Annotated in this window: 4 protein-coding genes, 1 tRNA gene and 1 pseudogene; all 6 read left to right on the plus strand. The window is 64.4% G+C overall.

Going from position 1 to position 6,073, the window contains the following annotated elements:
* Positions 1-16 precede the first annotated feature (16 nt).
* The 6 genes and pseudogenes from fdhE (at position 17) to NKJ01_RS25160 (ending at position 5,664) form a co-directional block, all read left to right on the plus strand.
* Complete coding sequence (fdhE, locus tag NKJ01_RS25135) at positions 17-937, plus strand: formate dehydrogenase accessory protein FdhE (protein WP_352731917.1); 921 nt, start codon at positions 17-19, stop codon at positions 935-937.
* An 8-nt stretch (positions 938-945) separates the two neighbouring features.
* Positions 946-2,367: an L-seryl-tRNA(Sec) selenium transferase gene (gene selA / locus NKJ01_RS25140; protein ID WP_352731919.1), complete on the plus strand. Its 1,422-nt coding sequence runs from the start codon at positions 946-948 to the stop codon at positions 2,365-2,367.
* Positions 2,354-3,142, plus strand: coding sequence for a tetratricopeptide repeat protein (locus tag NKJ01_RS25145; RefSeq protein WP_352731922.1), 789 nt, complete (start codon positions 2,354-2,356; stop codon positions 3,140-3,142). Before selA ends, NKJ01_RS25145 begins: the two co-directional genes overlap by 14 nt.
* Positions 3,139-4,974: pseudogene (gene selB, locus NKJ01_RS25150) on the plus strand (selenocysteine-specific translation elongation factor); the annotation flags it as partial. The gene NKJ01_RS25145 and the pseudogene selB, both read left to right, overlap by 4 nt.
* A gap of 123 nt (positions 4,975-5,097) precedes the next feature.
* Positions 5,098-5,193 (plus strand) — tRNA-Sec (locus tag NKJ01_RS25155).
* 162 nt (positions 5,194-5,355) lie between these two features.
* Positions 5,356-5,664, plus strand: coding sequence for a hypothetical protein (locus NKJ01_RS25160; protein ID WP_352731924.1), 309 nt, complete (start codon positions 5,356-5,358; stop codon positions 5,662-5,664).
* The last annotated feature ends 409 nt before the right edge of the window (positions 5,665-6,073 follow it).

A 6,073-nucleotide genomic window follows, 5' to 3' on the forward strand; every position in this document is an offset into this window, starting at 1 on the left:
GGTTCGTGAGGTTGAAATGCCAAGGCAACAAGATCCGTCACGCCCTGACCCGACAGTAATCGGCGAAGTCTCGGCCCCACCCTTTGCGCGCGTGCCTGATCCGCGGACCTTGTTCATTCGCCGCTCCGAGCGATTGATTGTGTTGGCGGATGACCACCAGCTCGGCCCCTATCTCCGCTTCCTCGCTGCACTGACGGATGCGCAGCACCGCATCCAGGACGGCTTGCCGGAGATCGAATTGCCGACCGCGGAGGCGCGCGAGCGCGCACGAATCTTTGGTATGCCGCCGCTCGATCGCAACCAATTCACTTCGGATGCCGCCCTTGGAATGACGCTCGGCCGCCTGTTCGAAGTGGCAGCCACGATCGAAAAACCCGAAGCGGCCGCAGCCGCCTTGGGCAGGCTGGCAAACATCGATGCGTCCGGGGTCGACTCCATGGTGCGCAATGTGCTCGCCGATGCAATCCCAATCAAAGCGCTTGCCGAGCATATCTATGTCGCGGCCGCGCTGCAGGTTCACTTCGCCCGCCTCGCGGCATGTCTCGACAGCTCGAAGCTCGTTCCGGTTGCCGACGGCGCCTGTCCGGCCTGCGGCGGGCCGCCCGTATCCTCGATCATCGTCGGTTGGCACGGCGCACACGGGGCGCGGTTCTGCGCCTGCGCGCTGTGTGGAACATTGTGGAACCACGTCCGCATCAAATGTACGCTGTGCGGCTCGACCAAGGGGATAGGCTATCAGGAAATCGAGGGAGGTCCTGGCACGGTCAAGGCCGAGACCTGCGATGCATGCGGCTGCTATGTAAAGATCCTGTACCAATACAAGGATCCGGCTCTCGATCCCGTCGCCGACGACGTGGCGACGCTCGGCCTCGACCTGCTCGTCCGCGAGAGCGGCCATCGCCGCGGATCGTTCAATCCGTTCCTTGTTGGCTATTGAGGAATACGATGACCACTTCATCCGCAAACCCTTTGCGCAATCTTCCGTCGGTCGACCACGTGCTGAGGACCCCGCTGGCGGCGGCCGCAATCGAGCGCTTCGGGCGGCAGGCCGCGACGGAGGCCATTCGCCGAGCCCTCGCCGATGCACGAATGGCCTCCCGCAATGCCGGAGCCGTCGTGCCGGAGGCGAACGATGTTGCCGGCGACGCGCTCGGGCAGCTCAGGGACGGCGAACGCTCTTCCCTGCGTCCCGTTTTCAACCTGACCGGAACGGTGCTGCATACCAATCTCGGACGAGCTCTCCTCGCGAAAGAGGCGGTCGAAGCTGTTCGGCTGGCGATGCGCGCAGCGGTGGCTCTCGAATTCGATGTCGAGAAAGGCGAGCGCGGCGAACGGGACGATCATCTTCGATCGCTCGTTTGCGAGCTGACCGGAGCCGAGGGTGCAACCGTCGTCAACAACAATGCGGCTGCCGTCCTTCTCGTCCTCAACACGCTGGCGCTCGGTCGCGAAGCGATCGTTTCGCGAGGCGAGTTGATCGAGATCGGCGGCTCTTTCCGGATGCCCGAGATCATGACGCGCGCCGGCGCCAGACTTGTCGAGGTCGGCACCACCAATCGCACGCATCGCAAAGACTATGTCGCGGCGATCGGCCCGGAGACCGGGCTCATCCTCAAGGTGCACACATCGAACTATCGGGTCGAAGGGTTCACGTCCGAGATCCGGGCACCCGAGCTCGCTTCAATCGCCAAGGAACATGGGATACCGCTGGTCCATGATCTCGGTTCGGGCACGCTGGTCGATCTAGCCCGCTACGGCCTTGGGCGCGAGACGACCGTGCGCGAGGCGGTCGCCGAAGGCGCCGATCTCGTCACATTCTCCGGCGACAAGCTGCTTGGCGGTCCGCAGGGGGGGTTCATCGTCGGCAGCAGGGACCTGCTCGCAGCGATCAGCCGCAACCCGATGAAGCGGGCGCTCAGGGTCGACAAACTTCGTTTGGCCGCGCTCGAGGCGACGTTGAAGCTCTACCGCGACCCCGACCGCCTGGCCGAGCGCCTGCCGACGCTAAGGCTGCTGGCGCGCCCGGTGAGGGAGATTGCAGCGCAGGCAAAGCGCCTTGCTCCCCTGGTTGCTGACGCCGTGGGCGAAGCCTTTGCGGTCGACAAGGTGAAGTGCCGGAGCCAAGTCGGATCCGGCGCGCTACCGCTCGAAACTGTGCCAAGCGCCGGGCTTGCTCTCAAGCCGCGCTCAGGGAGCAGCCGGGCACTCGAAGCGCTTGCGGCTGCGCTGCGCGGGCTGGGCGTCCCCGTGATCGGGCGCATCGAAAGCCAGGCGCTCGTGCTCGATTTGCGCTGCCTGGAAGACGAGGCGAACTTCATCGCCAATCTAGCCGGCTTAAATCCGGGAGGAACCGATGCGCTTGCTTGACCGCCTTGCGCGCCGCCCAGCCGAGACGCCTATGGCCGCACGCATGACCGAGGCCCTCGAAGCCGCTCGGCGAGGCGATCATGCCGTGGCTCTGTCCATATGGGAGCCGCTGGCTCACCAGGGCGTTGCCCGCGCTCAGAACAATATAGGCGCCTGCTTCGCCGAAGGGCTCGGCGTCGAGCGTGACGCGGATATGGCCTTTCGCTGGCTGGCGCTCGCCGCCGAGGCAGGAGATCCTGTCGGGCAAAGGAACCTGGCGTCGCTGTATTTCCGCGGCGAAGGCGTTCAGCAGGACTTTCGCCGGGCGGCCGAACTCTATCGGGCCGCAGCGGAAACTGGCGACGGACCGGCGCAGGATATGCTGAGCTGGATGCTGCTGGAGGGCGAAGTGATGGCTCCCGATGCCGGCGAGGCGCGACGCTGGGCGCTTGCCGCGGCCGATCGGGGCATCGCATCCGCGATGACCCGGATTGGCATGCTTTATCACAATGCGCTCGGCGTGCCGCGCGATCCGCACGAAGCTGTCCGCTGGTGGCGCCGTGCTGCCATGCGAGGAGACGCCGAAGGGCAGGCAATGCTCGGCGCCGCCTGCCATCTTGGCACGGGCGTGCCGACCGACGCGGTCGAGGCGCTGGCCTGGCTCCTGCGTGCCGAGGCAGGCGGCAGCGCCCTTGCCCGCCGCTATCTGGCTGCGGTGCGGGCCGAATTGAGCGCGGGCGATGCCGCTGAGGCCGAGCGTCGCGCCGCCGCGCCGTTGCCGGAGACCGCATCATGATCGTCGGCACGGCGGGACATGTCGATCACGGCAAAACCGCGCTGGTGCATGCGCTGACCGGTATAAACACCGATCGTTTGCAGGACGAAAAGACACGCGGCATGACCATCGATCTCGGCTTCGCCTATTTGCCGGTGCCGGGTGGGGATAGCATCGGTTTCGTCGATGTTCCCGGGCACGAGCGTTTCGTACACACGATGCTCGCCGGCGCCAGCGGCATCGACTTCGTGTTGCTCGTGGTGGCTGCCGATGACGGCGTCATGCCGCAAACCCGGGAGCACCTCGCCATCATCGATCTGCTCGGTGTCAAGCGCGGCGCCGTCCTGCTTACCAAATGCGATTTGGCCGGTCCCGAGCATCGCAATGCGGTAGCGAGTGATATCCGCTCGGTGCTTGCCGGGACGATGCTTGCCGAGGCCCACCTGATTCCCGTCTCGGTCGTTACAGGCGAAGGTATCGATGAACTGAGGTATCTCTTGTTCGAGGAGGCGTCGCATTTTGCCCGGCGTGCAGTTTCGGGCCGTTTTCGATTAGCGGTGGACCGCTCGTTCACGCTGCGCGGCGTGGGCACCGTCGTGACCGGCACCGTGCTTTCGGGTTCTCTCGGTATTGGAGACAACGTGGTCGTAAGCCCGTCGGGATTGCTTGCGCGGGTTCGATCGATCCACGCCCAGAACCGGCCGGCTGAACGTGGTCGGGCCGGAGACCGCTGCGCGCTCAATCTGACCGGCGAAAGGGTTTGCAAGGAGGCGATCCGGCGCGGCGACGTGATTGTCGATCCGAAGCTTCACGCGCCGACGGACCGGATTGATGCAAGCCTTCGCGTTCTGCCGGATGAACGCAAGCCGATCGGCCAATGGTTTCCGGTGCGGCTCCACCATGCCGCGACGGACGTCGGGGCACGCATCGTACTCCTCGCAGACGAACCGATCGGGCCTGGCGGCACGGCCAATGTTCAATTGGTGCTGGACAGTCCGATCGCGGCCGCTGCCGGCGACGTTTACGTGGTGCGCGACACCTCCGCGCAGCGAACCATCGGCGGCGGACATTTTCTCGATCTGCGGGCGCCCAGCCGCAAACGCCGCGCGCCGGAACGGCTGATCCAACTCGATGCCCATGCGCTATTGGCGCCCGAACTGGCCGCCGCCGCACTCCTTGGTGCGCCGCCCCACTATTTCGACCTGAAGGGTTTTGCGCGCGACAGGGCGCTTAGTGACTGCGAGACGGAAGGCCTGATCGATCAACTCGGGCTTGTCCGTTTTGCCGTGGGAGAGATGCTTCTCGTGCTGTCGCCGGAGCGCTGGTTGCGGTTCAAGCGCGACTTGGCCGCGACCCTGGAGGCCTTCCATGCCGACAATCCGGATTTGCCGGGCGTAGGAATGGAGAGACTGCGTATTGGGCTCGATCCACGTCTGCCGGCGCGCGCTTTCACGGCAGTTCTGCGGAGCCTTTCGCACGCTGGAGAAGTTGCCTTGAATGGCGCCTGGGTGCGGCTGCCCGGCCATGAGGCGCACCTGAATGCAAAGGATGAAACTTTCTGGCTGCAAATCCAGCCTCTCATCGGCGGACCCGAACGGTTCCATCCGCCGAGAGTGTGGGATATTGCAGAGGTGCTGGCCGCGCCGGAGACGGAAATCCGGCGGCTTCTGAAGCTTGCCGGCCGCATGGGGAAGGTCCATGAGGTCGCTCATGACCACTTCTTCCAGCGCGAGGCGTTGGCGCAGATCGTGGAGATCGCGCGCGACCTCGCTGCGTCGATGCCCACAGACGAGTTCACCGCTGCTCAATTTCGTGATCGCGTGGGCAGCGGACGCAAGGTCGCCATCCATATCCTCGAATTTCTCGATCGGCACGGCGTGACGCTGCGGCGGGGAGACTTGCGCCGCCTGAACAGGCGCAAGCTGGACCTGTTCCGCCTGACAGGCGAGGGTGAGCCGCCGACGGCGCAAATTTCTGGAGGAGCATCGCCCCCGGTGGGGCGTCCGGACTTCAAATCCGGGAGGGGCCGCGAGTCGGTCTCTGGTGGGTTCGACTCCCACTCTCTTCCGCCATCCTGGTGAGCCAAGATGAACCCGACGGCTTCCTATCTGAATGACCTGAAAACGACGGCTTGGACCGCCAGGACAACCGAGGCAAGCTTCAGGCGACAAGCGGCCAATCAGATCGCGGTTCTGGAACAGGAGCGCGCTTTCGCCTTCAGGCGGCTCAACCTCATGCAGGCGATCTCGGACGCCGTGGCCTCGGCCGAAAGTGAGGAGATCGCCGTGGCCAGCGCTTTGGCCGTCCTGCGCTTGCGGCTCGGCTGGAGTGCGGACAGCGAGGCGCACACGGAAGCGATCACGCATTTTGGCCCCGTTGCGCTTGCATTGTTCCAGGCAGCGAAGCCGCCCGAGGACGAATCCGCCACCAATATCGGCGAGGCCCTTGCGATTTTCGAGCATTGGTACTCCGAATCCCGGGGATCGCCGTTCTGGCTGCTGTTCGAGCACCAGATCGTGGACACGCCGCTGGTCGATTTTTGACGCCGGACTTTTCGGCGTATCCGGACGTGAAAGCAAAGAGCGGAACGTCGCTTTTTTGCCGACGACACGATGCGGGAACCGGCGCCTCGGTCACCGCCGCAAGCAGCTGCTTTGGGCGCGGACGCCGCAAGGCGTTCACTCCCATGACATAGGAGCCATATTACGAACTTATGTCGTCGATGTTCACAAATTGACGGGCTACCTGTTGAGGCTCCACACCTATAGCATGTCGCGATCAACGATGCAGCCCTAGCCACTGTCGTGCGTTCCCCACGGAGACTGGCACTATTGTCGGGACAGCCCTTATGCTCCGCGCTGTTTGCAAGGGGAGATCTTCTGCACGACAGAAGAACCGGCTTTACTCTCAGCGACAAGAAACTTGCACCACATTCGCCAATCGGCCTGTGAC

Origin of the sequence: Mesorhizobium sp. M0276 (assembly GCF_040321755.1) — a bacterium.
GTDB lineage: Bacteria > Pseudomonadota > Alphaproteobacteria > Rhizobiales > Rhizobiaceae > Mesorhizobium.

What these genes read in the sequence shown, in the direction of transcription:
- NKJ01_RS25145 (WP_352731922.1), top strand. Translation starts at nt 2,354, where the DNA reads ATGCGCTTGCTTGACCGCCTTGCGCGCCGCCCAGCCGAGACGCCTATG.
- selA (WP_352731919.1), top strand. Translation starts at nt 946, where the DNA reads ATGACCACTTCATCCGCAAACCCTTTGCGCAATCTTCCGTCGGTCGAC.
- NKJ01_RS25160 (WP_352731924.1), top strand. Translation starts at nt 5,356, where the DNA reads ATGCAGGCGATCTCGGACGCCGTGGCCTCGGCCGAAAGTGAGGAGATC.
- fdhE (WP_352731917.1), top strand. Translation starts at nt 17, where the DNA reads ATGCCAAGGCAACAAGATCCGTCACGCCCTGACCCGACAGTAATCGGC.